The organism is Yersinia sp. 2542 StPb PI, assembly GCF_048593855.1.
Lineage (GTDB): Bacteria > Pseudomonadota > Gammaproteobacteria > Enterobacterales > Enterobacteriaceae > Yersinia > Yersinia enterocolitica_E.
Genome location: NZ_JAZGQA010000012.1, coordinates 1 through 25,724 on the forward strand (window position 1 = coordinate 1; position 25,724 = coordinate 25,724).

A 25,724-nucleotide genomic window follows, 5' to 3' on the forward strand; every position below is an offset into this window, starting at 1 on the left:
GAATGGTTTCAGCCGATGCAATAAAGCCTGCGTATTCTCTTAATGAAATAGGGCTTTTCTCTCAGTTAATTCGTAAAGCGAATATTTAAGAAAGACTTACAGACAGCCGCTTTGTTGCTAAAAAAAGGAGCAATATGTCGACATTGACCAGGGGATAAAACGCAGCAGTGGAAAAGAGAAAGGGAGTTATTAGTGTTTAGTACAATAAACAATTTCAGTTTTATTTCTAATAAACCGGGTGTGCCACCAGACAACGCACAGCTATCTGGATGAACTTACGCAGTCATGTAATTTGGGTGAATACCCGTTGTTAACATCAAATTTGCAGGAACTCAGGGCATAAAAAAAGCGTGGACTAAGCCACGCCAATTCTACTGTTCTGAGTGAGAACTAAAACTTAACTGGTCGCTTTTGCCGCCCAGGTATCACGCAAACCGACAGTACGGTTAAATACCAAGGCATCAGGGCGTGAATAGCGGCTATCAGTACAGAAATAACCTTCACGTTCAAATTGATAGGTTCGCTCTGGAACTGCATCAACCAAACCTGGTTCAACAAAACCCTGACGGATAATCAACGACTCAGGATTGATGGTAGACAAGAAGTCTTCCGCCGCCGCAGGGTTTGGTACGCTAAACAGACGGTCATACAGGCGAATTTCTGCCGGCAATGCATGCTTAACAGAAACCCAATGAATAACGCCTTTAACTTTGCGCCCATCGGCTGGATCTTTGTTTAAGGTTTCGGCGTCATAACTGCAATAAAGCGTAGTCACATTGCCTTCTGCGTCCTTTTCGACACGTTCAGCTTTGATAACATAGGCATTACGTAAGCGCACTTCTTTGCCTAGTACCAAACGCTTGTACTGTTTATTCGCTTCTTCACGGAAATCGGCGCGATCGATATAAAGCTCGCTATCGAAAGGAACCTGACGCGTGCCCATCTCCGGGTTATTCGGGTGATTTGGCATAGTCAGCCACTCTTCCCCGGCCACACGATTTTCAATAATGACCTTGATTGGGTCAAGAACCGCCATGGCCCGTGGGGCATTTTCGTTGAGATCATCACGGATACAAGACTCCAGTGACATCATTTCAACGTTGTTATCCTGCTTGGTCACCCCAATACGGCGGCAGAACTCACGGATGGAAGCCGCGGTGTAGCCACGGCGACGCAAACCAGAAATCGTTGGCATACGTGGATCATCCCAGCCTTCCACGACTTTCTCGGTCACCAATTGATTCAGCTTACGCTTAGACATAATGGCGTATTCTAGATTCAGGCGAGAGAATTCATACTGACGCGGATGACATTCGATAGAGATATTATCCAGCACCCAATCATATAAGCGGCGGTTATCCTGGAATTCCAGCGTACAGAGTGAATGGGTGATCCCTTCAATCGCATCAGAAATACAATGGGTAAAGTCATACATCGGGTAGATGCACCACTTGTTACCAGACTGATGGTGTTCGGCGAACTTAATACGATACAGCACCGGGTCACGCATCACGATAAACGGTGACGCCATATCGATTTTGGCACGCAGACACGCAGTACCCTCAGCAAAACCACCAGCACGCATCTTTTCAAACAGCGCCAGATTCTCTTCCACACTGCGATCACGGTACGGGCTATTTTTCCCCGGCGCAGTCAGTGTGCCACGATATTCGCGCATCTGCTCAGCGGTTAACTCATCAACATACGCCAGGCCCTTATTAATCAGCTCGACAGCGTACTGATACAGTTGATCGAAATAGTCTGAGGAGTAACGCACATCACCGCTCCAGGTGAAGCCTAGCCACTCTACGTCGTGTTTAATCGACTCAACGAACTCAACATCTTCTTTCACCGGGTTGGTGTCGTCGAAACGCAAATTACACTGACCCTGATAATCTTGTGCGATGCCAAAGTTCAGGCAGATAGATTTGGCGTGACCAATATGCAGGTAGCCATTTGGCTCTGGCGGAAAGCGGGTATGAACCGACGTATGTTTACCGCTGGCTAAATCTTCGTCAATTATCTGACGGATAAAATTACTCGGGCGGGCTTCTGCCTCACTCATTGTTCTATTCCTCAATGCAAACGCAACAAATATAACCGCATATTTACCTAATAGATTTCAAGGATGCAGGAAGGCGGCAAACGAGAGACAAATCGGTCGGGAACCGATTTGAATAGCATCTATGCTAGCCCGCAGGGTGAGCCTCAAGGATGAGGCTCATTCATCCCGATGAGCTTACACAAGTAAGTGATTCGGGTGAATGAGAGCGGCCAACACACCTGCAACTTGAAAGATGACAGGTATAATCCAACAAGCCCGACTTGGAAACAACCGTTTGTTACAGGAAATAAAACAAAAAAACGGGAAGAGATTGCTCTCTTCCCGTTGGTTCAGCTAAAAGTTAAATTGGTTATTCAGGACAGCAGTCCCTTTTCACCATTAACCTTAAGCTGATTATTTGCCACGGATCTCAAACAACGGGCTTTGACCGGCAACAACAGAGCTGCCTGCCAATACCGAGATACCGGCATAATCATCAATATTGCTCACCACAACCGGGCTAATCATTGAGCGCGCATTGGCGTTCAGATAAGCCAAGTCCAGTTCCAACACCGGTTGACCAGCAACGACAGTGGCTCCCTCATCGACCAAACGAGCAAAGCCCTGACCGTTCAGTTTTACCGTATCAATCCCGATATGAACCACAATTTCAGCGCCGGTTTCAGTTTCCAGACAGAATGCATGGTCAGTATTGAAGATTTTAACGATAGTCCCGTTCGCCGGAGAAACCACCATTTTATCAGTAGGACGGATGGCAACACCCTCACCGACTGCTTTGCTGGCAAAAGCTTCATCAGGAACTTGATCCAGTGCGACAACATCACCGGTAATAGGTGAAACCAGTACCAGAGAAGCGGTCTTAGTGGTGTTAATAACTGCCTGAGGCTTGGCTGCTGCTGGTGCCACAGAACTGCTGGCGGCAGGAACCGAACCACTTGCCAACACCGTACGCATTGCCGAAGCAATCAATTCTGCGCGGGTACCTACAATGATTTGCACACTTTGTTTATTCAGACGAATGACACCTGACGCACCTAAGCGTTTGGCAACACTGTCATTAACCTGGGCAGAATCTTTTACGTTCAGACGCAGACGAGTGATGCAGGCATCAATGCCAGTCAGGTTATCTGAACCACCGATAGCGCCAATATAGCGACGCGCCAGCCCGTTGATTTCACTTTCGTTCACTGCTGGGGTGTTATCAACATTGACGTCATAACCATCTTCTTCACTGCCTTCAACTGCCAATTCACGCCCAGGTGTCAGCAAGTTGAATTTCTGGATGGTGAAACGGAACACCACGTAGTAAATGGCGAAGAACACCAAACCTTGTGGGATAAGCATGTACCACTGTGTGGCTAACGGGTTGCGAGAAGAGAGCACCATATCCACTAAACCGGCGCTGAAACCAAAGCCGGCAATCCAATGCATGCTGGCAGCAATGAACACCGAAATACCGGTCAGCACGGCGTGCAAGAAGTACAGCACGGGTGCGACAAACATGAAGGAGAATTCAAGTGGTTCGGTGATACCGGTGAAGAAGGCTGCAAATGCACCCGCCAACATGATACCGGCCACTTTCGCTCTATTTTCAGGACGCGCGCAGTGATAAATCGCCAACGCCGCACCAGGTAAACCAAACATCATGATTGGGAAGAAGCCAGCCTGATAACGGCCAGTGATACCCACAACAGCTTTACCAGAATCGATAGATTGTTGGCCACCGAGGAAGTTAGGAATATCGTTAATACCAGCAACGTCAAACCAGAACACTGAGTTCAGGGCATGGTGCAGGCCGACTGGGATAAGCAAGCGGTTGAAGAAGGCATAGATACCCGCCCCCACTGAACCCATATCTTTGATATATTCGCCGAAGGTCACCAGTGCGTTATAAATCAGTGGCCAAACGTACATCAGAATGAAGGCAACCACGATCATCAGGAAGGACGTCAGAATTGGAACCAGACGGCGGCCGCTGAAGAAGGAGAGTGCTTTTGGCAATTCAACGCTGCTAAAGCGGTTGTACAACTCAGCAGAGATAATACCCACCAGAATACCCACGAACTGGTTGTTGATTTTACCAAAAGCTGCCGGAACCTGATCAACCGGGATCTTTTGAATCATCGACACCGCAGCAGGCGAGCACAGCGTGGTTAATACCAGGAAACCTACAAAGCCGGTCAGTGCAGCCGCACCGTCTTTGTCTTTTGACATACCGTAAGCAACACCAATTGCGAACAGCACGGACATGTTGTCGATAATCGCCGCACCGGATTTGATAAATAATGCCGCCAGTGCATTATCACCCCCCCAGCTTACCGGATCGATCCAATAGCCTACGCCCATCAGTATCGCGGCTGCTGGCAGTGTGGCCACTGGGACCATCAAGGCCCGGCCCACTTTTTGTAAGTAACTAAGAATATTCACCTTTCCCCCTATTCGTCCGCTATCGGACCCTTTAAGTAGTTTATTTATTTGATTCACTACCTTTTAGAAAAACGCATGGCACATCTTTAATTTATTCACGGCATGTATTACTCATTGCGGAGTGTAAAAAATTTATTTCGTAACGCAAATTAAAACCCCCTATTCTGTGATAAACGTCACCAAAAAACAGTCAAAAAGCACCAATGCACTAGCCATAACACAAAACTTATTTTATCATTCGAAAAATGAACAAAGTATTGTACCAGCGCATGAGTCAAAATCTGAGTTACGCTTAGCTGAATGATTCAATCCGCGTAGAGTATAGCCACTATTAGCAATCAAAGAGGTGCAAGATGAGACTTATCCCACTGAAAAACACCACAGAAGTTGGTAAATGGGCAGCACGTCATATCGTTAGCCGTATCAACGCATTTAAACCAACCGCTGATCGCCCATTTGTTCTGGGGCTGCCAACTGGCGGCACACCGATGGAAGCGTATAAGCACTTGGTTGCGATGCACAAAGCCGGTGAAGTGAGTTTCAAAAATGTGGTCACTTTCAACATGGATGAATATGTTGGGCTGCCACAAGAACATCCCGAAAGTTACTACACCTTCATGCACTCCAATTTCTTCGATCATGTTGATATCCCAGCCGAGAACATCAACCTGTTAAATGGCAACGCGCCAGATATCGATGAAGAATGTCGTCGTTACGAAGAAAAAATTAAGTCTTACGGTAAAATTAACCTGTTTATGGGTGGCGTGGGCGTTGACGGTCACATCGCATTTAATGAACCGGCATCGTCTTTAGCATCCCGTACCCGTATCAAAACGCTGACGCAAGAAACCCGCATCGCTAACTCCCGCTTCTTTGGTGGTGATGCAAACCTCGTGCCGAAATATGCGCTTACCGTAGGTGTAGGTACCTTGCTGGATGCGGAAGAAGTGATGATTCTGGTCACCGGCCACGGTAAAGCACAAGCCTTGCAAGCTGCGGTCGAAGGTAGCATCAACCACATGTGGACCATCAGTTGCCTGCAACTGCATGCCAAAGCCATCATGGTGTGTGATGAACCTTCCACTATGGAATTGAAGGTTAAAACTGTAAAATACTTCCACGAATTGGAAGCTGAAAATATCAAAGGTCTGTAACAGTCATCAGGGGGCTAAGATGTACGCTTTAACTCACGGCCGTATTTATACCAGCCACGAAGTACTGGATAATCATGCTGTTGTCGTGGCTGATGGATTGATCGAACGTATCTGTCCTGCCGATGAACTTCCGGCTGATATTGAGGTGCGCGATTTGGGTGGCGCCATTCTGGCCCCCGGTTTTATTGATGTGCAGTTAAATGGCTGCGGCGGCGTGCAATTCAATGATTCTCTCGAAGCTATCTCCGAAGAGACGTTGGATATCATGCAGCGCGCGAATGAAAAGTCTGGTTGCACCAGCTTCCTGCCAACACTCATCACATGTAGTGATGAGTTTATGAAGCACGGCATTAATGTCATGCGTTCATACCTGCAAAAAAACCAACATAAAGCGTTGGGTCTGCATCTGGAGGGGCCATATCTTAGCCCGCTCAAGAAAGGCACACATAACCCAGCGTTTATTCGCAAACCAACCGCAGAGATGATTGATTATCTGTGTGCAAATGCGGATGTGATTACCCAATTCACTCTGGCACCAGAGATGGTTGATGACAAATACATTCGCCAGTTGACTGAAGCCGGTATTCTGGTTTCAGCCGGTCACTCGAATGCCACTTATCAGCAAGCCCGCCAAGGCTTTGCGGCCGGTATCCGCTTTGCGACACATCTGTATAATGCCATGCCATACATCACCGGGCGTGAACCCGGCTTGATCGGAGCGATTTTTGATACGCCGGAAATCTACACCGGGGTGATAGCAGATGGCCTGCATGTCGACTGGGCCAATATCCGCAACGCAAAACGCCTGAAAGGTGACAAGCTGGTACTGGTAACTGATGCTACCGCTCCGGCCGGTGCTGAAATTGATCAATTTATTTTTGCTGGCAAAACAATATACTATCGCGATGGTTTATGTGTGGATGAGAATGGCACATTAAGCGGTTCAGCACTGACGATGATCGAAGCGGTACAAAATAGTGTGGAACACGTTGGCATCGCACTGGACGAAACATTGCGTATGGCGACACTGTATGCGGCCCGCGCTATCGGCGTGGATAAGCAGTTAGGGAGTATTGAAGTCGGCAAAGTGGCCAACCTGACTGCCTTTACCCGCGATTATAAAATCACTAAAACCATCGTTAACGGTAACGAGGTTTTAAAATAAGCGAGTAATTTTATTGATGAGCACCGGCGGACAGTCACAAATTGGTAATGTGGATCTTGTGAAACAACTCAATGGTGCCGTTGTTTACCGGCTTATTGATCAGCAAGGCCCTATCTCGCGCATTCAGATTGCCGATCTCAGCCAACTCGCCCCCGCCAGTGTCACCAAAATTACGCGTCAGCTGCTGGAACGGGGGCTTATCAAGGAAGTTGATCAGCAAGCCTCTACCGGCGGTCGCCGTGCTATATCTATAGTGACAGAAAACCGCCAGTTCCATACCATTGCGGTGCGTCTGGGCCGCCATGATGCAACTATTACCCTGTTTGATATGAGCGGTAAATCACTGGGTGAAGAACATTATTCGCTACCTGAACGCACGCAAGAAACGCTGGAACACGCGCTGTTTACTATTATCAGCCAGTTTATTGAAGCCTATCAGCGCAAATTGCGTGAGCTGATTGCCATTGCGGTTATCCTCCCAGGTCTGGTTGAACCGCACAAAGGTATCGTGCGCTATATGCCCCATATCAGTGTCAGCAACTGGCCATTAGTCGAAAATCTGCAAAATCGTTTTAATGTCACCAGTTTTGTTGGCCACGATATTCGCAGTTTGGCGCTGGCGGAGCACTACTTTGGTGCAACTCGTGACTGTGAAGACTCCATATTGGTTCGTCTGCACCGTGGTACCGGTGCGGGTATTATCGTTAACAGCCAGATATTCTTGGGCAGTAACGGTAACGTGGGTGAAATCGGCCATATCCAGATTGACCCATTGGGTGAACGCTGTTATTGCGGCAATTTTGGCTGCCTGGAAACGGTTGCCTCCAATGCCGCCATTGAAAATCGAGTGCGCCACCTGCTCGCTCAGGGCTACCCAAGCAAATTAACGTTGGATGATTGTCATATCGGCGCTATCTGCAAAGCGGCTAACCGGGGTGACTTGCTGGCAAGCGAAGTGATTGAACACGTGGGCCGCTATCTGGGCAAAGCCATTTCTATCGCCATCAACTTATTTAATCCGCAAAAAGTCGTTATTGCGGGTGAAATCATTGAAGCCGATAAAATCCTACTGCCAGCCATTCAGAGCTGCATCAATACACAAGTATTGAAAAACTTCCGCCTGAATCTGCCTATCGTGACGTCGCAGCTTGATCATCAGTCTGCAATTGGTGCTTTTGCTCTGGCTAAGCGCGCCATGTTGAACGGTGTATTATTGCAACGCCTGCTGGAAAGCTAACGCGTAGATGCAAATAAGGCAACGGCAGGGGTAAACGCCTTATCGGTCATGTTATAGTGGACCATTGCCGTGCAAAAATGAGTAATATAATACCCTTCTGACTTGAGGCTGCTGCTCTCACTGACCCGAATACTGACCAGCGTCAGCGCATCGGGATGCACTCATTTGCTGCCTAACTGTAACTCCAATTAATTTGGGTTTAACCATGACAATTAAAAGCGTTATTTGCGATATCGATGGTGTGTTGTTACATGATAATAAAGCGATACCGGGCGCTAACGACTTTCTGGCCCGGATCCAAAATGCCGGAATGCCGCTGGTTATTCTGACCAACTATCCGTCACAAACCGCGCAGGATCTGGCTAACCGCTTCAGTTCTGCTGGGTTGGACGTACCAGAAAGCGCCTTTTATACCTCGGCGATGGCCACTGCCGACTTCCTGCGCAATCAGGAAGGTAAAAAAGCCTATGTTGTGGGTGAAGGTGCATTAGTACACGAACTCTATAAAGCTGGCTTTACTATCACCGATATCAATCCTGACTTTGTGATTGTCGGTGAAACCCGGTCCTACAACTGGGACATGATGCATAAAGCCGCCTATTTTGTCGCCAATGGTGCGCGTTTTATTGCCACCAACCCCGATAGCCACGGGCACGGGTTTGCTCCGGCGTGTGGCGCATTGTGCGCACCTATTGAGAAAATCTCCGGTCGCAAGCCGTTTTATGTGGGCAAGCCCAGCCCGTGGATCATTCGCGCGGCGCTGAATAAAATGCATGCCCATTCAGAAAGCACGGTGATTGTCGGTGATAACCTACGTACCGATATTCTGGCCGGTTTCCAGGCTGGGTTGAAAACGATTTTGGTCCTGTCCGGTGTTTCAACGCTAACAGATATTGAAGCCATGCCATTTCGCCCGAACTACGTTTTCTCTTCCGTGGTTGATATCAATATTATCTAATCTCTATTGGCGGTCATGTCATGGCCGCCACTCTCTTTTTTGCCCCCTCCTCCTTTAGCGCTATGCCTTTTTTTAGTGCAGTGCACCAAAGTTTCTTGCCATTACGCCCTATTTTGGCGCATTTTCTTTTATAGCCTTCGTCCTTGAAGCTGCTGGGGTGTTAGCTGGGTTCACTCACCCGAATCACTTGGCTGAGTTAAGCTCATCGGGACTGACTCGCTGGCTGCCTGCCTGCAACGTCAAGTGCTTTGGGTATAGGTACCCATTGCCGTACCAACCATTGCACCAAAATAATAGCGCTGTGAATTGGCGTATAAATTGCATGTATTTCTCACATCTAGTTTAGAAATAATTTGGATGACTGCATCGTCATGGGGCATAACTTGCATCACTCATAAGCAAGTGTGAAAAAACAGATCCAGCGATGAACGACTCAAATTCAACATCATCACCGCCAAAGCAGAGAAGTTAGGGAGATTATTATGTGTTCTATTTTCGGGGTCCTCGACCTTAAAACCGACCCCATTGAGTTACGTAAAAAAGCGCTGGAAATGTCACGTTTAATGCGCCATCGTGGCCCGGATTGGTCTGGTGTGTGGGCAAATGATAAAGCCATTCTCGCCCACGAACGTTTGTCTATCGTTGACGTCAATACCGGAGCCCAGCCCCTGTTTAATGCGGCCCACACGCATATTCTGGCCGTTAACGGTGAAATCTATAATCATCAGGCATTACGTCAGCAATATGGTGACCGTTACGCGTTTCAAACCGGCTCAGATTGTGAAGTGATTCTGGCGTTGTATCAGGAAAAAGGCCCAGAATTCCTTGATGACCTGCAAGGTATGTTCGCTTTCGTCCTGTACGATACAGAAAAAGATGCCTATCTGATTGGCCGTGACCATTTGGGGATTATCCCGCTGTATATGGGCCATGATGAAAACGGCAACATGTTTGTTGCTTCAGAGATGAAAGCATTAGTACCGGTGTGCCGCACCATTAAAGAGTTCCCAGCGGGCAGCTATCTGTGGAGTAAAGAGGGTGAGATTCGCGAATACTATCATCGCGATTGGTTTGATTTCGACAACGTCAAAGACAATGTAACTGACAAAGTTCAGTTGGCTAACGCGTTAGAAGAAGCGGTAAAAAGCCACTTGATGTCTGACGTGCCTTACGGTGTATTGCTGTCCGGCGGTCTGGACTCTTCCGTTATCTCTGCTATCACCAAAAAATTTGCCGCCCGTCGTGTCGAAGACGATGAGCGCAGTGAAGCCTGGTGGCCACAACTGCACTCCTTTGCAGTAGGTCTGATTGGCTCACCGGATTTACGTGCTGCGAAAGAAGTCGCCAACCATTTAGGTACCGTGCACCATGAAATTCATTTCACCGTGCAAGAAGGTTTGGATGCTATCCGTGATGTGATTTATCACATTGAAACCTATGATGTCACCACCATCCGCGCCTCAACACCAATGTATCTGATGTCGCGTAAAATCAAAGCGATGGGGATCAAGATGGTGCTATCTGGCGAAGGGTCTGACGAAGTGTTCGGCGGCTACCTCTACTTCCACAAAGCACCAAATGCGAAAGAATTGCATGAAGAGACTGTGCGTAAATTGCTGGCCCTGCACATGTATGACTGTGCGCGTGCCAACAAAGCGATGTCTGCCTGGGGTGTTGAGGCCCGCGTCCCCTTCCTGGATAAGAACTTCCTCGATGTTGCGATGCGTATCAATCCGCAGGACAAAATGTGTGGTAATGGCAAAATGGAAAAACATGTCCTGCGTGAATGTTTTGAATCTTACCTACCACACAGCGTTGCATGGCGTCAGAAAGAACAATTCTCTGATGGTGTCGGCTATAGCTGGATTGACACACTAAAAGAGAAAGCCGCAGAGCAAGTCACTGATCAACAGATGGAAACTGCCCACTTCCGTTTCCCATACAACACGCCATCGTCAAAAGAAGGTTACTTGTATCGCGAAATTTTTGAAGAGCTGTTCCCGCTGCCAAGTGCCGCTGAATGTGTCCCTGGTGGCCCATCAGTCGCCTGTTCATCAGCAAAAGCCATCGAGTGGGATGAATCATTCAAAAGTATGGATGACCCTTCCGGACGTGCGGTTGGCGTGCATCAGGACGCTTATAAATAATTGAATGTGATGGTCTGCCTATATTGACTGTCCAATCTCAAGGCTGCCCTAGGGTAGCCTTGTTTTTTGCTGGCAAATTCAACAATTAATCACCATAAGTGCTGCTTTAATCACCAGACTGTTCACAAGCCACACAAACGAACCCTTTCAGCGCTTTTTTGGGAAAAAATTAGTTGACGCAATTCGGCCATATACGCATAATGCGCCCCGCAACGCCGATGAAGGTAATGCGGAAAAAGATGGCTACGTAGCTCAGCTGGTTAGAGCACAGCACTCATAATGCTGGGGTCACAGGTTCGATTCCCGTCGTAGCCACCATCTTTTTGCGGGAGTGGCGAAATTGGTAGACGCACTAGATTTAGGTTCTAGCGCCGCAAGGTGTGCGAGTTCAAGTCTCGCCTCCCGCACCATTATTCGTTCATCGGTTTGTCACAGCGGATGGGATATCGCCAAGCGGTAAGGCACCAGGTTTTGATCCTGGCATTCCCAGGTTCGAATCCTGGTATCCCAGCCATCTTTTTTTTTGGATGGATAGCTGTAAGGCAAGAGAGTTGTCATATAAAAAAGAATTGTATTTCAGTTGGGATATCGCCAAGCGGTAAGGCACCAGGTTTTGATCCTGGCATTCCCAGGTTCGAATCCTGGTATCCCAGCCATACAACTTCTCAAGATTAAAGATTTAAAGATGGCTACGTAGCTCAGCTGGTTAGAGCACAGCACTCATAATGCTGGGGTCACAGGTTCGATTCCCGTCGTAGCCACCATCTTTTGGGGTATCGCCAAGCGGTAAGGCACTGGATTCTGATTCCAGCATTCCGAGGTTCGAATCCTCGTACCCCAGCCAAATTTAGAAAAGCTCGCTTCGGCGAGCTTTTTGCATTCTGGGATTTCACTATATTCCCTCTTATTGAGTCCGATGTCTCAAGTCCAGGTTGGATTAGGTTTCGATTGATGGTTGGTTGAGGCGACAAAGCCCGCAAAGAGAACAGATCGAATTTCAACCGAAACCAGCTCCGAACTGTCCTAAGTATTAACTATTGAACTCAAAAAAAACAGATCCCCCCTACAGCCCCAATGCATATCTCAACGCATGTTCTTTCAATTTGCCCGCACGCTGAGCGGCTATCAACGCCAGATTCCGTACGAATTTCACCGGTGGCAGATCATTGCTGAATGTGGTGTAAAACACATCCATACCACTTTGCATAATCAGATTATCAGTGCGGCGGCGGCGTTGATAACGCAGTAATACCCGCTCGCTGTGCCACGGTTCTGCCCGTTCACGCGCTTGATTTAGCACCTCCAACAGCGCATCGACATCGCGATATCCCAGATTCACCCCCTGCCCGGCCAGTGGATTAATGGTATGGGCTGCATCCCCGAGTAAGACCAATCCCGGCTGTACATAACGTTGTGCATGGCGACGCACTAGCGGGAAAGAGCCAGCAGCAATCGCTTTGACAGCCCCCAAACGTGATGGGAAAGCCTTGGCAATTTCCTGATTCAACTGTGCCATCGGCAGCGCCTGAAGCTGACGAATACGCTGCGGGCTGTCGTACCACACCAATGATGCCCACTGGCCAAATAGCGGTAAGAAAGCACGCGGCCCCGTTGGGAAAAACTGCTGCCAGGTGGTGTCTTGCTGAGCTGTATCCGTCTCTACCGTAATTAACATGCAAGACTGGCGATACTGCCAGCCATTGGTGCCGATACCGGCTAACCGTCGTACCAGAGAGTTGGCACCATCAGCACCTATCACTAAACGGCCCTGTATCTGTTGCTGAGCGTCTAACGTGATTTGCCAGCACTCATCTACTCTAACCATAGTTTGCAGCCGTGACGGGCACAGCAACGTTAAATTGGGGCACTCCGCTATCTGTTGCCATAATGCCAACTGCAAAATCCGGTTCTCAACCATAAACCCCAGCTCAGGCAAAGAGAGCGAGGCGGCATCAAACACCACCTGTGAACCGGGCTGCTCCCAGGTCTCCAACCGACGATAAGGTGCATAACGCATCTGCTGTACCTGCGGCCAGACACCGAGCTGTTTCAGCAACGATACCGAAGTGCAGCCGATAGCGGAAACCCGTAAATCGGGGGCACTGCTGGCATCAAACGGGGTGGGTGCTTCATGCTCGAGTAACGCGACTGACCAGCCTGTTTGTGCCAGCCCAAGCGCGGCAGCAGCACCGACCATACCGCCCCCCACCACCACAACATCATAATTTGGTTGCGATTTATTCATTTTGGCCATTCTTTAAAAGTTAAAATAACATCCATACTTTATCTGCCCTCAGTGTACCGGATTTTTCATCACCCCACAGAATAACTAAGCCGAACTGCGGTGGTCATCGCAACTGCAAATGACTACAATACCCCGCAACTAGTGAGCCTTTGCGCCTGGCGAACACATGGATCACCGCACCGCGCGATGTGACATTTATGATGAATTTTTGATGGTAGATAAGCCATGACGAAAAAACTGCATATTAAAACCTGGGGCTGCCAGATGAATGAATATGATTCATCTAAAATGGCAGATTTGCTGGCCAGCACCCATGGCTACCAGTTGACAGAGATCCCGGAAGAAGCCGATTTACTGCTACTGAATACCTGTTCAATTCGCGAAAAAGCACAAGAAAAAGTGTTCAGCCTGCTGGGCCATTGGAAGCTCCTGAAAGAAAAGAATCCCAATCTGATTATTGGTGTCGGTGGATGTGTAGCATCACAGGAAGGCGAACATCTGCGCCAACGCGCGCCCTGTGTTGATGTCATTTTCGGGCCGCAAACCCTGCATCGCCTGCCAGAAATGATTAACCACGTCCAAGGCACGCACAGTCCGGTGGTAGATATCAGCTTCCCTGAGATTGAAAAGTTTGATCGGCTGCCAGAGCCGCGTGCTGAAGGCCCGACCGCGTTCGTGTCTATCATGGAAGGATGCAATAAATATTGTACCTTCTGCGTGGTGCCTTACACTCGTGGCGAAGAGATCAGCCGCCCAAGTGACGATATTCTGTTTGAAATTGCACAGTTAGCGTCCCAAGGGGTGCGGGAAGTGAATCTGCTCGGCCAGAATGTCAATGCCTATCGCGGTGCCACCTATGACGGCGATATCTGTAGTTTTGCCGAGTTATTGCGACTGGTTGCCGCCATTGACGGTATCGATCGCATTCGCTTTACCACCAGCCATCCGATTGAGTTTACCGACGATATCATCGATGTTTATCGCGATACGCCAGAACTGGTGAGTTTTCTGCATCTGCCAGTGCAAAGTGGTTCCGACCGAATTTTAACCATGATGAAACGCGCCCACACCGCACTGGAGTACAAAGCTATCATCCGCAAACTGCAGCAGGCGCGGCCAGATATCCAGATAAGTTCCGATTTTATTATCGGTTTCCCTGGTGAAACTCAGCAGGATTTTGCACAAACCATCAAGCTGGTCGCGGAGATTCATTTCGATACCAGTTACAGCTTTATTTACTCTCCACGCCCTGGCACACCCGCGGCAGAGCTACCAGACGATGTCAGTGAAGAGGAGAAAAAACAGCGACTGCATATTTTGCAACAGCGTATCACTCAGCAGGCCATGGAAATCAGCCGCGAGATGGTTGGCAGTGTGCAACGTATTCTGGTAGAAGGCCCCTCCCGTAAAAGTGCGATGGAGCTGGCTGGGCGTACCGAAAATAACCGGGTGGTGAATTTTGAAGGTACACCAGAGATGATTGGCAAATTCGTTGATGTCGAAATTGTAGACGTTTATGCCAGTTCACTGCGCGGTATTTTGCAGCGAACCGAAGACCAGATGGCGCTACGGGTTCATGAATCGCCACAATCGGTTCATTGCGCGGACCCGAAAAGAAAATGAGATTGGCGTGGGGCAGTATCAACCCTGACCATAGTTGTTCGAGTTGACTCGCATTAGCAGGCGCTGCATTGTCAGTGCCTGTTTTATTTTAGTGGGCTGCTGCGCAGATTCGTACTTTTTAAGTTGCACCTCCAGAGGGTCGCTACTTGAATAGAGCGTGAAAGCACGGATTGATAAGTAAACTTGCGTCAGCACCATGCACCATGAATAATTCTTAAATGACATGTATGATTGACGTTATATGCCCAAGGCCATTTCCAGTACGAAAGGTATAATCGGGTATCAGACAAATAATATCCGTGAATGATATATCCAGAGGAACACAGTGACTCAGAGAAATAGTTTGCACGTAGTGACACAAGAAATCTTGCTAGAGCCCACCGACAATCAGCGTTTGTTGAGTCTGTGCGGCCCTTTTGATGACAACATCAAGCAGTTGGAGCGCCGGTTAGGTATTGAAATTAATCGCCGAGACAACCGTTTCAAGTTAGTCGGTAAGAATATCTGCGTTGTTGCAGCGGCAGATATCCTGCGCCATCTGTATGTTGACACCGCCCCCATTCGGGGTGTTACCCCAGAGATATCCCCGGAAGATATCCACCTTGCGGTGAAAGAGAGTCATGTATTGGAGCAAACGGCACAGAGCGTGCCCGATTACGGAAAAGCCGTGAATATCCGTACCAAGCGCGGCATGGTTAAACCGCGTACCCCCAATCAGGCGCAATACATCGCCAATATTCTTGATCACGATATTACCTTTGGGATTGGTCCTGCCGGGACCGGTAAAACCTATCTGGCGGTAGCCGCGGCAGTTGATGCTCTGGAACGCCAGAATGTGCGCCGTATCTTACTGACCCGCCCGGCCGTTGAAGCGGGCGAAAAATTGGGTTTCCTGCCCGGGGACCTGAGTCAGAAAGTCGATCCATACCTGCGCCCACTTTATGATGCACTGTTTGAAATGCTTGGCTTTGAGCGCGTTGAAAAATTGATCGAACGTAACGTGATTGAAGTGGCTCCGCTGGCGTATATGCGGGGCCGGACACTCAATGATGCCTTTATCATTCTGGATGAGAGCCAGAACACCACCATCGAACAGATGAAGATGTTTCTCACCCGTATGGGCTTTAACTCCAAGGCAGTTATTACCGGTGATGTGACGCAAACCGACTTACCGCGCCACCAAAAATCTGGCTTAAGTCATGCCATTGAAGTGCTGTCTGAGGTAGAAGAGCTGAGCTTTAACTTCTTCCATAGCGAAGATGTAGTGCGTCACCCCGTGGTGGCCCGTGTGGTTATTGCCTATGAGGCCTGGGAAGCGGCGGAACAAAAACGCAAAGAGACTATTGCCGAACAACGTAAGCGGGAAAACCATACCCCGTCTGAGCAGGAGGCTCCGTGAGCCAAGTTATACTCGATTTACAAATTGCCTGCGCCGATAGCCAGGGTTTACCTGCCGAAGCTGACTTTCAGCGTTGGCTGGAGGCGGTATTACCGCAGTTTCAAGACGTGGCAGAAGTGACCATTCGGTTGGTTGATGAAGCTGAAAGCCATGAGCTGAATCTAACCTATCGCGGTAAAGATAAACCGACCAATGTCTTGTCTTTTCCTTTTGAGGCCCCACCTGAAATTGAACTGCCACTATTGGGTGATTTAATCATTTGCCGTCAGGTGGTTGAACAAGAAGCTATCGAGCAAGAAAAAGCACTATTAGCTCATTGGGCGCATATGGTTGTTCACGGCAGTCTCCATCTGCTAGGGTATGACCACATCGTGGACGATGAAGCAGAAGAAATGGAGTCAATCGAAACTGAAATTATGCAAAGTCTGGGTTATCCAGATCCGTACATTTCGGAGAAAGACCCCGAATAAACCCATCATATCGGGTGTTATAATGCCCTGTTAGTCGGGGAAAACTGTCGGCGGTGTGAGTCTACTGCTGCCGATAAAATATAATCTTTACCCAACGTTATTGGAATTGCAGGTAGGCGGCAAGCAAACCTCGCTAGCCCCTACGGCATCAGATACAAGGGTATAACATGAGTAAACTTAACTAAAACGCCATGAGCGACGACCACTCACAAAACAACGATAGCCCCAGTCCCAAGAAAGGGTTCTTTACTCTTATCCTTAACCAGTTATTTCACGGTGAACCTAAAAACCGTGGTGATTTGGTAGAGCTTATCCGTGATTCTGAACAAAACGATCTGATCGATCCCGATACCCGTGACATGCTGGAAGGCGTGATGGATATTGCCGAGCAGCGCGTGCGGGACATCATGATCCCCCGTTCTCAAATGGTCACATTAAAGCGTAACCAAACGCTGGATGAGTGTTTGGATGTGATTATTGAATCTGCTCACTCCCGCTTTCCGGTGATTAGCGAAGATAAAGATCACATCGAAGGTATCCTGATGGCCAAGGATTTGTTGCCGTTTATGCGCACCGACTCCGAGCCATTTAGTATTGATAAAGTGTTACGGACGGCGGTTGTAGTGCCAGAAAGTAAGCGTGTCGATCGGATGCTGAAGGAGTTCCGTTCCCAGCGCTACCACATGGCCATTGTCATTGATGAGTTTGGTGGCGTTTCAGGGCTGGTGACCATTGAAGATATTCTTGAGCTGATCGTTGGCGAAATAGAAGATGAGTATGACGATGAAGAAGACAGAGATGTGCGTCAACTCAGCAAGCATACCTATACCATTCGTGCGCTGACGCAAATTGAAGATTTCAATGAAGTGTTCAATACCCATTTCAGCGACGATGAGGTTGACACCATTGGTGGCTTGGTAATGCAGGCATTTGGCCATTTACCTGCCCGGGGTGAAACCATTGAAATTGAAGGTTACTTATTTAAAGTTGCCATGGCGGATAGCCGACGTATCATTCAGGTTCATGTAAAAATCCCGGATGATGCTCCGCAACCCAAACTGGAAGAATAAATCCTTGATGCCTATTGCTTCATATCTTCAACGCCAGTGGGTTCGCGCCCTACTGGCGCTATTTTTTGGTGCCTGCGGTACGCTGGCCTATTCACCGTTTGATTACTGGCCGGCAGCCATTGTTTCACTGTTTGGCTTACTCAGTCTAACCCTGAACCGTAATACCCGACAGTCCGCCTTTATTGGCTTTTGTTGGGGAATGGGGCTATTCGGTAGCGGTATTAACTGGGTCTATGTCAGTATTTCCGAGTTCGGCGGAATGCCAACGGCAATCAATATTTTCCTGGTGGTACTACTGGCGGCCTACCTATCGCTCTACACCCTGCTATTTGCCGGTGTGTTAGCGCGTCTCTGCCCAAAAGCGACATGGTGGCGGCTAGCGATTGCCGCACCGGTTGTATGGCAACTGACAGAATTCTTACGCGGCTGGGTGTTGACCGGCTTCCCGTGGCTGCAATTTGGCTACAGCCAGATTAATGGCCCGCTGCGTGGGATTGCCCCAATACTCGGGGTTGATGGCATCACCTTTGTACTGATGGCAATCAGTGGATTACTGGCCTACGCCTGCTATCAGCGCCGGGTGACTGCGGCAATAGTGGCGATGGCACTGTTATTGTTACCATGGCCACTGCGCCAAGTGCATTGGTTCACGCCAGAGCCTGAACGCGCTGTCAATATCGCCATGGTGCAAGGTAACATTGCTCAGTCCATGAAGTGGGACCCTAAAGTCCTGCTTTCGACCCTGCAAGTCTATCTGGATGAAACTCGCCCATTTATGGGCAAAGCGCCGATCATCATCTGGCCGGAATCTGCCATTCCTGATATTGAAACCGATCAAACCGGCTTCCTGACAATGGTTGATGATCTGATGCGAGCCAATCATAGCAGCTTGATCACAGGGATTGTCGATGCCCAGCGCCGGCCTGAAGGTCAGGGGTATCATTTCTTTAATAGCGTCATCGTCTTAGGCGATAAAGAACCGTATCAATATCCGAGCCGAAACCGTTACAGCAAACACCATCTGGTCCCATTTGGTGAATTTGTGCCGCTAGAATCCTTACTGCGTCCGCTGGCACCGCTGTTTGACCTACCGATGTCAACGTTCAGCCGTGGCAGTTATGTGCAACCATCGCTCAAGGTGGCAGGATATAACCTGACTGCGGCTATTTGTTATGAAATCGTGTTAGGCCAGCAGGTACGGGATAATTTCAATCCTGATACTAATTTCCTGCTGACCGTCTCGAATGATGCCTGGTTCGGCCACTCAATTGGGCCATGGCAACATTTCCAGATGGCACGGATGCGCGCGCTTGAATTGGGTCGCCCTCTGCTGCGTAGTACCAATAACGGTATCACTGCGGTGGTTGGCCCGAGCGGTGAAGTGCTCGCCCAGATCCCGCAATTTACCCAACAGGTGTTAGAGGCCAAAGTTACACCAACAACGGGCGTCACCCCCTATGCCCGTTTGGGTTCATGGCCGATGTGGATTATCACGCTGGTGCTTGGCGCCCTCACGCTGTACCGCGCGATCCGTAATCGTTCTGATAACAAATAACATAATATGTGGGCATGTTATCTGCATGCCCGTTAATCTTGAGAGCCTTATGTCACTGAAGCCTGAATTTATCCTCACCAGCGAAGCACAACTCAGCGAGCACTACGCCGCCCCCTTTGAAACCGTGTTGAAGAAACAAATAGATCACATTGATGATTATGCTAAAAAACTCATCGCGGCAGCCCCCTTCGCCGTACTGGGTACCCTCGGCGCCAATGGGATCGACTGCTCACCCAAAGGTGGGGAACCGGGTTTTATCCATGTACAGGACAGTAAAACCCTGATGCTACCAGACCGCCCGGGGAACAACCGCCTGGATGGTATCCGCAACCTGCTGCATAACCCCGCTATCGGTATCTTGTTCCTGATCCCCAACTGGGACGAAGGTTTTCGGGTGAATGGCCGGGCTAAGATTTCGGTCGATCCTGAACTGTGTGAGCGCTTTAGCCAAAATGGCCACCCCGCCCGCAGTGTGTTAGTGATCGAGGTTGATGAAGTGTTTATTCATTGTGGCCGCGCGATTACCTTTGCCAAGCTGTGGAATCCAGAAAAACACGCCGCAAAAGAGACCATTCCGACAGCATTGGATGTGTTTAAGGCCCATTTGGCTATCAACAACCAGCAATTAGGCTAACTGGCAGTAAAGCCGCTGTTTGGCGGCTGATTAATACCCACAACTCCCCGTGGGTATTCTATAGCTCTCAATTTGTAGAGCTATTATCCTCATCTCTTCGCCGCGACTGGCACAGACCTTGCATTGTTTCTAACCATTATGTGTTAACTCTCGGCCAATGCCCGCCAATCTTTTAGCCGTGGTCGGGGATTACCGCAACAAGTAGGGAACACAGCGTTTCAAATGCGGGATCACGATTATTTACACGCTCGTTTATAGGGCATAGCCCGCACCATAGAAGTGCATTGCTGTTTTATTGCCTCTATTTGGTGCGATTTGCGTCCCAAAAAACAAACATTTATTCATCATTCGCATAACATTTGGCTATTTTTTAAAGATAATCTGATACAAGTAACAGCGAAAACCACGTACCGGCCAACAAAACATCGGTGGTTGTACCGCTGAAACGAAACAAAACGATTTCTCGCCTGACGAGATTTAGCAACAACGTATTTTTAGCATCACAACATCAAGTAATAAAACAACAGCAAAGGAGTTGGACCATGCATATGCGTAAATTGGCGTTAGCGCTACTGTTAGCTGGGATGGCAAGTGGCGTAGCCCAAGCAGAAGAAGCGGCAGCACAACCCGCAGCGAAAGCTGAAGCCCAGGCTGATACTCTGAAAAAGATTAAAGACAGTGGCGTTATCGTAGTGGGTCACCGTGAATCTTCCGTTCCCTTCTCTTATTACGATAATCAGCAGAAAGTTGTTGGTTACGCACAAGATTATTCTAATCTGATCATTGATGCAGTTAAGAAAAAACTTAATGCTCCAGACTTACAGGTCAAACTGATCCCAATCACCTCGCAGAACCGTATTCCACTACTGCAAAACGGCACCTTTGACTTTGAGTGTGGTTCCACCACCAATAATCTGGAGCGTCAGCAACAAGCGGCGTTCAGTAATACCATTTTTGTCGTCGGTACCCGTTTACTGACCAAAAAAGGGTCTGAAGTTAAAGATTTCAAAGATTTGGCCGGTAAAGCAGTGGTTGTAACTTCAGGTACTACATCTGAAGTCCTGCTGAATAAGCTAAATGAAAAAGACAAAATGGATATGCGCATCATCAGCGCCAAAGACCACGGTGACTCTTTCCGCACCTTGGAAAGTGGCCGCGCAGTGGCCTTTATGATGGATGATGCTCTGCTAGCCGGTGAGCGAGCCAAAGCCAAGAAACCAGACCAATGGGATATCGTCGGTACTCCGCAGTCTCAGGAAGCTTACGGCTGTATGTTGCGCAAAAATGATCCGGCCTTTAAAGCCTTATTGGATGAAACCATTGCCAGTGCACAAACTTCTGGTGTGGCTGAAAAATCATTCGATCGCTGGTTCAAAAACCCAATTCCACCTAAAAATCTTAACCTGAATTTCTCACTGTCTGATGAAATGAAGGCGCTGTTCAAAGCACCTAACGATAAAGCATTGAACTAACAATAATAATCAGGGCGGGCGGTTGCCTGCTCGATTCGATTGATGATGGGCCGATTGGGATACAGGAAATGAATGCGGGGTGGCCGTTCCCCACTCCGCATTTTTTTGTGAGTCCTCAAGGTCGCCACGCATTAAATCATCAGTCATCAGGATGGCTTATCCATCCTTTTAAGGGAGTTTGTTATGTCAATAGACTGGAACTGGGGCATCTTCTTGCAACCTGCCCCCTTCGGCAATACCACCTACCTCGGCTGGATCTGGTCCGGCTTTCAAGTCACCGTCGCTTTATCACTGTGCGCCTGGGTGATCGCGTTTTTTGTCGGTTCACTGTTTGGTATTTTAAGAACCGTGCCCAATCGAGTCCTGTCAGGGATTGGGACCTGCTACGTTGAGCTGTTTCGTAACGTACCCTTGATTGTGCAATTCTTTACCTGGTATCTGGTGGTACCTGAACTGTTGCCAGTTGATATTGGCATGTGGTTTAAAAGTGAACTTGACCCGAATATACAGTTCTTTCTTTCATCGATGCTTTGCCTTGGCTTATTTACCGCAGCACGTGTTTGTGAACAAGTCCGTGCCGGGATTCAGTCACTGCCTCGAGGCCAGAAAGCAGCGGGTTTGGCTATGGGGTTGACCCTGCCACAAACCTATCGCTATGTGTTACTGCCCAATGCTTATCGGGTGATCATTCCCCCGATGACCTCAGAAATGCTCAACCTGGTAAAAAACTCCGCCATTGCTTCAACAATCGGATTGGTCGATATGGCCGCTCAAGCAGGTAAATTGCTGGATTATTCAGCTCACGCCTATGAGTCCTTCACCGCCATCACTCTTGGTTATGTACTGATCAACGCCGTGATCATGCTGTTGATGCGATTAGTTGAGAAGAAAGTGCAGTTACCCGGCAATCTGGGGAGTAAATAATGTACGAATTTGATTGGAGTTCTATCGCCCCCAGCATGCCCTATCTGCTGCAAGGGTTAGTGGTCACCGCCAAGATAACCATTACCGCTATCGTATTTGGCATTATCTGGGGGACAGTTCTGGCGGTCATGCGCTTGTCGCCGATTAAAGCCATCAGTTGGTTTGCAACTGCCTATGTCAACGTGTTCCGCTCTATTCCGTTGGTGATGGTGCTGCTGTGGTTTTATTTGGTTGTCCCGAGCTTATTACAAAATGTGCTGGGCTTATCACCAAAAACTGATATTCGGTTAATCTCAGCCATGGTAGCCTTTTCGCTGTTTGAAGCGGCCTATTACTCGGAAATTATCCGCGCCGGGATCATGAGTATTTCCCGTGGGCAATCCTCTGCTGCGCTGGCATTGGGCATGACCCATGGGCAGTCAATGCGGCTGGTTATCCTGCCCCAGGCTTTCCGCGCAATGGTGCCGCTCCTGTTAACTCAGGGGATAGTGTTATTTCAGGATACTTCACTGGTGTATGTCCTTAGCCTGGCCGATTTCTTCCGCACCGCCACCACCATTGGCGAGCGGGACGGTACTCAGGTCGAAATGGTGCTGTTTGCCGGTTTGGTTTATTTCGTTATCAGCATTGCCGCGTCGATGCTGGTTAACTATTTGAAGAAAAGGACTGTTTGATGATTTCCCTGAAAAATGTTTCTAAGTGGTACGGCCACTTTCAGGTGCTGGCTGACTGCACCACCGAAGTTAAAAAAGGTGAGGTTGTGGTGGTCTGTGGTCCTTCAGGCTCAGGCAAATCAACCTTAATCAAAACTGTTAATGGGCTGGAACCTATTCAAAAAGGCAGCATTACAGTTAATGGTATTGGTGTGAATGATAAAGGTACCAATCTGGCCCAACTGCGTTCCAAAGTGGGCATGGTGTTCCAACATTTCGAGCTGTTCCCACACCTGTCTATCATTGAAAATCTGACGCTGGCGCAAATCAAAGTACTCAAACGTGATAAAGCAGAAGCGCGTGAAAAGGGGTTGAAACTGTTAGATCGCGTGGGCCTTTCTACCCATGCAGATAAATTTCCTTCTCAGTTATCGGGTGGCCAGCAGCAGCGCGTGGCAATTGCCCGTGCACTCTGCATGGACCCCATTGCCATGCTGTTTGATGAACCCACCTCCGCACTTGACCCGGAAATGATCAACGAAGTGTTGGACGTGATGGTCAAACTGGCATTGGAAGGGATGACCATGATGGTAGTTACCCACGAAATGGGCTTCGCCCGCAAAGTGGCTAACCGCGTTATTTTTATGGATGAAGGGAAAATCGTCGAAGACAGCAACAAAGATGATTTCTTTAATAATCCTAAATCAGATCGCGCCAAAGACTTCCTGGCAAAAATCCTGCATTAATCATATTGCCTCCCCTGCATCCGTAGGGGAGGAATTTGCGCCTGTTCTCTTTTTACGCCCTGCGTGATTGCTTATCCGTTTTTTTGTGCGCATCCTCTGGTTAACACTGTGACTAACAAGAGGAAAAGTGATGCCCCGCTCTATTATCATTGATTGCGATCCCGGCCATGACGATGCTATTGCATTGATTCTGGCGTTGGCCTCCCCCGAACTCAACGTAGCAGCGGTTACCACTTGCGCCGGTAACCAAACTCCCGACAAAACTTTGCGTAATGCCCTGCGCATTCTGACACTGCTCAAGCGTCAGGATATTCCGGTGGCAGGCGGCGCACTCAAACCATTACTGCGCGAATTGATTATTGCCGACAATGTTCACGGTGAAAGCGGGTTAGATGGCCCCTCATTACCGGATCCAGATTTTGCCCCGCAAACTGACAATGCGGTGGAGCTAATGGCGAGAATATTGCGTGCCAGCCCTCATCCGGTGACCCTTGTGGCGACAGGCCCATTGACTAACATTGCCTTGCTGCTGGCCGGTCATGGCGCTCTGACGGCCAAAATAGAGCGTATCGTCATCATGGGGGGGGCCGTGATGCTAGGAAACTGGACCGCCGCTGCTGAATTTAATATTTTTGTCGACCCTGAGGCCGCTGTTCGGGTATTTAAATCAGGTATTCCGATTACTATGGCCGGGTTGGATGTGACCCATCAGGCACAAGTGATGGATGAAGATATCGATCGCATTCGTCAGTTGAATAATCCGGTCGCCGACGTGGTAGCAGGCTTACTGGACTTCTTCATGCTGTATCACCGCCAGGAACGCTGGGGTTTTCAAGGTGCCCCGCTACATGACCCTTGCACCATTGCCTGGTTATTAGCCCCCGAGTTATTCACTAGCATTGAACGCTGGGTCGGCATCGAAACGCGTGGTGAATACACCCAAGGCATGACGGTGGTCGATTATTATCAGCTCACAGATAATGTGCCTAATGCAGAAGTGTTGATGGGTATCGACAGGAAAGGATTTATTGATTTGCTGGTTGAACGGGTTGCCCGCTACAGCGAATAATCGAATGACACTCCGCCACTGCGGAGTGTCTCTTTTTAGCCCAAATTAATGTTAGGGCTGGAATGGCCGGCGGTTAAATTGATCATGCCCACACTTAGGGCAGAGCGGCAACACTTCAGGGGTATAGAAAGCCAGGTGATGGTGGCACTTTTCACACACCAGATTCCCTAATCCAACCACCTCACCACTGTGATACACCCCATGGTGGCTGACATCTTTAAACACTTCACGCCACTCTAGCTGTGTTTTGTCAGTGATATCCGCCAGCTCCTGCCACAGGCTCTCTTTAATCACCCGCATAAATACACTGTCAGTGAATTCGTCCTTACTCTCTTCATAACTACGGGCAAACTCCTCCAGATCGCGGCGCACCGCCTGAATGATTTGCTCAACCTCACTGCGGCTCAACTCTTCTACTGCGTCTAACCGCTGCTCGGCGCTTTCCACCAGCTTATCGATATCACGTTCACCATTTTTCAAGCGTTCAGTCAGTGATGCCACCAACTCACGATAATATTGAGCTACCTTGTTCATACTGTCTCCTCGATCCGCGATTGTGGTACAGCAAAGGTTGTTACAAAGAAAATAGTGATAGAGCCAATCTCTCGCCTGCTTATGGTTGCCCCGCTGCTGTTGTCTGCTGGTACTTACTCTGATATTAAAGCTAACGTTTATTATTTTAGCCGTAAATGACTGAAGTCACGTCATCAT

19 protein-coding genes, 6 tRNA genes and 1 pseudogene are annotated in these 25,724 nt (G+C 48.7%); 22 read left to right on the plus strand and 4 right to left on the minus strand.

The genetic code is table 11. From position 1 onward, the window contains the following. Positions 1-397: 397 nt before the first annotated feature. A complete protein-coding gene (gene glnS, locus V1952_RS03110; protein WP_420070762.1) occupies positions 398-2,065 on the minus strand; it encodes a glutamine--tRNA ligase in 1,668 nt (555 codons plus the stop codon). A gap of 393 nt (positions 2,066-2,458) precedes the next feature. Then, the gene (gene nagE, locus V1952_RS03115) at positions 2,459-4,492 is read right to left on the minus strand and encodes an N-acetylglucosamine-specific PTS transporter subunit IIBC (protein WP_372558340.1); all 2,034 of its coding nucleotides are present in this window, start codon (positions 4,490-4,492) and stop codon (positions 2,459-2,461) included. 353 nt (positions 4,493-4,845) lie between these two features. On the opposite strand from nagE, the gene nagB reads away from it, so the two are divergent. The 11 genes from nagB to V1952_RS03170 all read left to right on the plus strand — a co-directional run bounded on the left by nagB (position 4,846) and on the right by V1952_RS03170 (position 11,997). Continuing rightward, on the plus strand, positions 4,846-5,646 hold the full coding sequence (gene nagB, locus V1952_RS03120) for a glucosamine-6-phosphate deaminase (protein ID WP_372558339.1): 801 nt from the start codon (positions 4,846-4,848) through the stop codon (positions 5,644-5,646). Positions 5,647-5,665: 19 nt separating this feature from the next. Next, complete coding sequence (gene nagA, locus V1952_RS03125; protein WP_372558338.1) at positions 5,666-6,811, plus strand: N-acetylglucosamine-6-phosphate deacetylase; 1,146 nt, start codon at positions 5,666-5,668, stop codon at positions 6,809-6,811. A gap of 16 nt (positions 6,812-6,827) precedes the next feature. Next, complete coding sequence (nagC, locus tag V1952_RS03130; RefSeq protein WP_193784698.1) at positions 6,828-8,048, plus strand: DNA-binding transcriptional regulator NagC; 1,221 nt, start codon at positions 6,828-6,830, stop codon at positions 8,046-8,048. Positions 8,049-8,253: 205 nt separating this feature from the next. After that, entirely contained in the window at positions 8,254-9,006 is a 753-nt protein-coding gene (locus tag V1952_RS03135) for an HAD-IIA family hydrolase (protein ID WP_032908027.1), read from the plus strand. 482 nt (positions 9,007-9,488) lie between these two features. Next, complete coding sequence (asnB, locus tag V1952_RS03140; RefSeq protein ID WP_005193277.1) at positions 9,489-11,153, plus strand: asparagine synthase B; 1,665 nt, start codon at positions 9,489-9,491, stop codon at positions 11,151-11,153. A gap of 241 nt (positions 11,154-11,394) precedes the next feature. Continuing rightward, positions 11,395-11,471: transfer RNA gene (locus V1952_RS03145), tRNA-Met, on the plus strand. Positions 11,472-11,478: 7 nt separating this feature from the next. After that, positions 11,479-11,563: transfer RNA gene (locus V1952_RS03150), tRNA-Leu, on the plus strand. A 29-nt stretch (positions 11,564-11,592) separates the two neighbouring features. Then, a tRNA-Gln gene (locus tag V1952_RS03155) sits at positions 11,593-11,667 on the plus strand. Between the two features lie 67 nt (positions 11,668-11,734). Then, positions 11,735-11,809: transfer RNA gene (locus tag V1952_RS03160), tRNA-Gln, on the plus strand. 31 nt (positions 11,810-11,840) lie between these two features. After that, positions 11,841-11,917, plus strand: a tRNA-Met gene (locus tag V1952_RS03165). Positions 11,918-11,922: 5 nt separating this feature from the next. Further along, a tRNA-Gln gene (locus tag V1952_RS03170) sits at positions 11,923-11,997 on the plus strand. A 219-nt stretch (positions 11,998-12,216) separates the two neighbouring features. Here V1952_RS03170 and ubiF read toward each other — a convergent pair. Next, positions 12,217-13,398 (minus strand): 3-demethoxyubiquinol 3-hydroxylase, encoded by a 1,182-nt coding sequence (ubiF, locus tag V1952_RS03175; protein WP_420074301.1) that lies wholly within the window; start codon positions 13,396-13,398, stop codon positions 12,217-12,219. A gap of 225 nt (positions 13,399-13,623) precedes the next feature. On the opposite strand from ubiF, the pseudogene miaB reads away from it, so the two are divergent. From miaB to rihA, 11 genes and pseudogenes are all read left to right on the plus strand, one after another. Then, positions 13,624-15,049: pseudogene (gene miaB, locus V1952_RS03180) on the plus strand (tRNA (N6-isopentenyl adenosine(37)-C2)-methylthiotransferase MiaB). Between the two features lie 297 nt (positions 15,050-15,346). Next, positions 15,347-16,420, plus strand: coding sequence for a PhoH family protein (locus tag V1952_RS03185; protein ID WP_193784699.1), 1,074 nt, complete (start codon positions 15,347-15,349; stop codon positions 16,418-16,420). Then, positions 16,417-16,890 (plus strand): rRNA maturation RNase YbeY, encoded by a 474-nt coding sequence (gene ybeY / locus V1952_RS03190; protein WP_083159651.1) that lies wholly within the window; start codon positions 16,417-16,419, stop codon positions 16,888-16,890. The genes V1952_RS03185 and ybeY overlap by 4 nt, the downstream gene beginning before the upstream one ends. Positions 16,891-17,081: 191 nt before the next feature. Then, the gene (corC, locus tag V1952_RS03195) at positions 17,082-17,960 is read left to right on the plus strand and encodes a CNNM family magnesium/cobalt transport protein CorC (protein ID WP_083159653.1); all 879 of its coding nucleotides are present in this window, start codon (positions 17,082-17,084) and stop codon (positions 17,958-17,960) included. 7 nt (positions 17,961-17,967) lie between these two features. Next, positions 17,968-19,515 (plus strand): apolipoprotein N-acyltransferase, encoded by a 1,548-nt coding sequence (lnt, locus tag V1952_RS03200; RefSeq protein WP_420074302.1) that lies wholly within the window; start codon positions 17,968-17,970, stop codon positions 19,513-19,515. Between the two features lie 49 nt (positions 19,516-19,564). Further along, positions 19,565-20,149, plus strand: a complete 585-nt coding sequence (locus tag V1952_RS03205) for an MSMEG_1061 family FMN-dependent PPOX-type flavoprotein (RefSeq protein ID WP_372558333.1) — start codon at positions 19,565-19,567, stop codon at positions 20,147-20,149. A gap of 542 nt (positions 20,150-20,691) precedes the next feature. Continuing rightward, entirely contained in the window at positions 20,692-21,621 is a 930-nt protein-coding gene (locus V1952_RS03210) for an amino acid ABC transporter substrate-binding protein (protein ID WP_083159659.1), read from the plus strand. Between the two features lie 183 nt (positions 21,622-21,804). Further along, on the plus strand, positions 21,805-22,545 hold the full coding sequence (locus V1952_RS03215) for an amino acid ABC transporter permease (RefSeq protein ID WP_372558332.1): 741 nt from the start codon (positions 21,805-21,807) through the stop codon (positions 22,543-22,545). Beyond that, entirely contained in the window at positions 22,545-23,219 is a 675-nt protein-coding gene (gene gltK / locus V1952_RS03220; RefSeq protein WP_032905734.1) for a glutamate/aspartate ABC transporter permease GltK, read from the plus strand. The genes V1952_RS03215 and gltK overlap by 1 nt, the downstream gene beginning before the upstream one ends. Continuing rightward, positions 23,219-23,944 (plus strand): amino acid ABC transporter ATP-binding protein, encoded by a 726-nt coding sequence (locus tag V1952_RS03225; RefSeq protein ID WP_025377565.1) that lies wholly within the window; start codon positions 23,219-23,221, stop codon positions 23,942-23,944. Before gltK ends, V1952_RS03225 begins: the two co-directional genes overlap by 1 nt. Before the next feature lie 130 nt (positions 23,945-24,074). After that, on the plus strand, positions 24,075-25,013 hold the full coding sequence (gene rihA, locus V1952_RS03230; RefSeq protein ID WP_420074303.1) for a pyrimidine-specific ribonucleoside hydrolase RihA: 939 nt from the start codon (positions 24,075-24,077) through the stop codon (positions 25,011-25,013). A gap of 51 nt (positions 25,014-25,064) precedes the next feature. Here the strand turns inward: rihA and V1952_RS03235 are convergent, their stop codons facing one another. Beyond that, positions 25,065-25,547, minus strand: coding sequence for a zinc ribbon-containing protein (locus V1952_RS03235; RefSeq protein ID WP_372558329.1), 483 nt, complete (start codon positions 25,545-25,547; stop codon positions 25,065-25,067). Positions 25,548-25,724 lie beyond the last annotated feature (177 nt).

Coding starts and splice junctions, on each gene's coding strand:
- lnt (WP_420074302.1), top strand. CDS start 17,968: ATGCCTATTGCTTCATATCTTCAACGCCAGTGGGTTCGCGCCCTACTG.
- nagA (WP_372558338.1), top strand. CDS start 5,666: ATGTACGCTTTAACTCACGGCCGTATTTATACCAGCCACGAAGTACTG.
- corC (WP_083159653.1), top strand. CDS start 17,082: ATGAGCGACGACCACTCACAAAACAACGATAGCCCCAGTCCCAAGAAA.
- rihA (WP_420074303.1), top strand. CDS start 24,075: ATGCCCCGCTCTATTATCATTGATTGCGATCCCGGCCATGACGATGCT.
- asnB (WP_005193277.1), top strand. CDS start 9,489: ATGTGTTCTATTTTCGGGGTCCTCGACCTTAAAACCGACCCCATTGAG.
- V1952_RS03205 (WP_372558333.1), top strand. CDS start 19,565: ATGTCACTGAAGCCTGAATTTATCCTCACCAGCGAAGCACAACTCAGC.
- ubiF (WP_420074301.1), bottom strand. CDS start 13,398: ATGAATAAATCGCAACCAAATTATGATGTTGTGGTGGTGGGGGGCGGT.
- glnS (WP_420070762.1), bottom strand. CDS start 2,065: ATGAGTGAGGCAGAAGCCCGCCCGAGTAATTTTATCCGTCAGATAATT.
- nagB (WP_372558339.1), top strand. CDS start 4,846: ATGAGACTTATCCCACTGAAAAACACCACAGAAGTTGGTAAATGGGCA.
- V1952_RS03210 (WP_083159659.1), top strand. CDS start 20,692: ATGCATATGCGTAAATTGGCGTTAGCGCTACTGTTAGCTGGGATGGCA.
- V1952_RS03225 (WP_025377565.1), top strand. CDS start 23,219: ATGATTTCCCTGAAAAATGTTTCTAAGTGGTACGGCCACTTTCAGGTG.
- gltK (WP_032905734.1), top strand. CDS start 22,545: ATGTACGAATTTGATTGGAGTTCTATCGCCCCCAGCATGCCCTATCTG.
- V1952_RS03215 (WP_372558332.1), top strand. CDS start 21,805: ATGTCAATAGACTGGAACTGGGGCATCTTCTTGCAACCTGCCCCCTTC.
- V1952_RS03135 (WP_032908027.1), top strand. CDS start 8,254: ATGACAATTAAAAGCGTTATTTGCGATATCGATGGTGTGTTGTTACAT.
- V1952_RS03235 (WP_372558329.1), bottom strand. CDS start 25,547: ATGAACAAGGTAGCTCAATATTATCGTGAGTTGGTGGCATCACTGACT.
- nagC (WP_193784698.1), top strand. CDS start 6,828: ATGAGCACCGGCGGACAGTCACAAATTGGTAATGTGGATCTTGTGAAA.